The sequence below is a fragment of the Brevundimonas sp. genome, assembly GCF_004210735.1.
Classification (GTDB): Bacteria; Pseudomonadota; Alphaproteobacteria; order Caulobacterales; family Caulobacteraceae; genus Brevundimonas.
In genome coordinates, this window is record NZ_SDZL01000132.1 from 1 (window position 1) to 1,384 (window position 1,384).

General features: G+C 66.7%; 1 protein-coding gene. It reads left to right on the plus strand.

Going from position 1 to position 1,384, the window contains the following annotated elements; genetic code table 11:
- Positions 1 to 50: 50 nt before the first annotated feature.
- On the plus strand, positions 51 to 1,384 hold a 1,334-nt coding region (locus EON91_RS14420), incomplete at its 3' end, for a DnaA/Hda family protein (RefSeq protein WP_292096096.1).

Consider the following 1,384-nt stretch of genomic DNA (forward strand, 5'->3'; position numbering starts at 1 on the left):
AACAGAACACCACGCGTTTTGTATCTGGCGGGATGGGCGGGGCGGGCCGCATGGCGGAGCCGTCTCCGGTTTCCCGCGCTAACCAGTTCTCGGATTCCGCGAGCGAAGTGCCGGCCGTCTGGGCGGCGGTGCGCGCGACCCTGCGTCGCCGTCTCGGCGACCAGAAGTTCGACGCCTGGATCGCCAAGCTCGACCTCGTGGCCGAAGTTAATGGCGAAGTCCTGCTGGCCGCGTCGGACGACTATCAGCGCAGCCGCGTCGACACCGACTTCGGCCACATCATCCAGCAGGCCTGGGACCAGTCCGACCCGAACGGCCGCTCCGTGCGCATCGAAGCGCGTAGCCGCATCGCCCCAGAAGTCCTCGACCTCGTCCAGCCGGCGGCGGAAGCCATCGCACACGACGAAGACGGTGTCGTGGAAGACTTCGCCGACGTTGACGCCGAACCCGTCGAAATCAGCGCCGAAGGCGCGCAGACCCTCGAAAACTTCCTCGTCGGCGACAGCAACCGCATCGCCTTCGGCCTCGCCCGCCGCCTCGCCATGGGCGCCGGCGTCGAAGCCAACGTGGTCACCATCGTCGGCCCGCACGGCGTGGGTAAATCCCACCTCCTGAAAGGCATCGAACAGGCGCTCAAGGCCACTCGTGGCGAACAGAGCTGCCTCTACATGTCGTCGGAAGACTTCACCGTCGCCTTCGTCGATGGCGTCAAGCGCAAGGACACGTCGGATCTCCGCACGCTCGTCCGCCGCGCCAAGGTCGTCCTGCTCGACGATTTCCAGTTCATCTGCTCCAAGCCGGGCACGCTGGTCGAGTTCTTCTCGCACCTCCGCGCCATCGTCTCGCACGGCGGCGTCGTCGTCCTGGCGGCCGATCAGACGCCCGCCCTCATCGACCAGCTCGACGAGCGCATGCGCGACGAAATCCACGGCGGCGTTATCGCCCAGATGGAACTGCCCGAGCGCAATCTCCGCCGCGAGATCGTCCGCGCGAAAGCAGACGCCGTCTCGCTGGCCGCCACCGCGATCGACGCTGAATTCCACCTCACCGAAGAGTGGATCGATCTCCTCGCCGATCGTCTGCCGGCGTCCGGCCGCGCGCTCCACGGCGCCGTCCGCAACGTCTATTGCGGCACGGTCCTCGCGGGCAAACCGCTCGACAAGACCGCCGTCGAGAAATCGATCCAGCTGCAGATGGGCGGCGCTCCCGCCCGCGCGCCGAAGATCGACACGATCAAGGACGTGACGGCAAAAGCCTACGGCGTCACCAAGCTCGACCTCGAGTCCGCCTGCCGCAAGCGCCAGTTCGCCCAGCCGCGCCAGTTCGCGATGTATCTCTCGCGCCAGCTGACCAAATGCTCCTACCCGCAGATCGGGCGGATGTT